The 753-nt window shown below is 43.4% G+C and carries 1 protein-coding gene and 1 pseudogene; both read right to left on the reverse strand.

The window, feature by feature from the left end:
• Positions 1–152: 152 nt before the first annotated feature.
• Positions 153–473 carry a hypothetical protein gene (locus ACEYW6_RS36510; RefSeq protein ID WP_412983655.1) on the reverse strand — a complete coding sequence of 107 codons (321 nt, stop codon included), beginning with the start codon at positions 471–473 and terminating at the stop codon, positions 153–155.
• Positions 463–753: pseudogene (locus ACEYW6_RS36515) on the reverse strand (hypothetical protein); the annotation flags it as partial. The gene ACEYW6_RS36510 and the pseudogene ACEYW6_RS36515, both read right to left, overlap by 11 nt.

Here is a 753-nt window from a genome sequence, read left to right on the forward strand (position 1 = left end):
TCCCCCTCTCTGTCACCCTTGTCTCAGTAAAATCCTCCATATATCAAGCATTCAGGACTTTTCTGCACCAGTAAGCTGGATAGTGTTCGACTTAGCTATTAAGGTGAAGCGGGGGTATTTTCAACCGTGTGGAATTGTTATTGTTGGTTGCATTATTTTGCCTCCTGATTGAACTTGACCTCGACAACTTCTTCCACGCACCCCATAACCTCACCCAAGTAATGCAATGTATCGCCCACGTGAGTTGCTGCTTCTGGGTCAATCTTTTTATCAGCAATCAACAAGAGCCAAGTTTTATCTTGGGCGATTGCTTGAATATTTACGTAGTACGAATTGAATTCTCGTAATATCTCTATGGGTGACATTGGTTTATCCGATGAGTTGTGTTGTTCTATTTCGATAAACTGATAATTTAGTTTTGCTCCTTGCCACACAGGTGGGTTTTCCTGCCCACCCGTTTCCTTACGCTGCAACCAAATGTTTAGCTTGTGGAACGTATCTCTTTAACCGTTCCCATTCTTCATCGGTCAGTGCGTCAAATTCAATATCAAGCAACTCTTCTTCCGTGGGTAATTGTTCTGTAGTCGTTGCTGATATCCTTGCCACCTTCATGAAGTCGTCTAGCCCCACTGCTGCATCAACCGATTCGGCGTATCGAATCTTATCTACAGCATTTGACCAATGAGTAATATGTTGAAATATCACCCCAATCATCGAATCGCCTTTGTACACTCGATAGTTTCTGGGGCAGGC

Origin of the sequence: Nostoc sp. UIC 10607, from assembly GCF_047228265.1 — a bacterium.
Taxonomy (GTDB): Bacteria; Cyanobacteriota; Cyanobacteriia; order Cyanobacteriales; family Nostocaceae; genus Nostoc; species Nostoc foliaceum_A.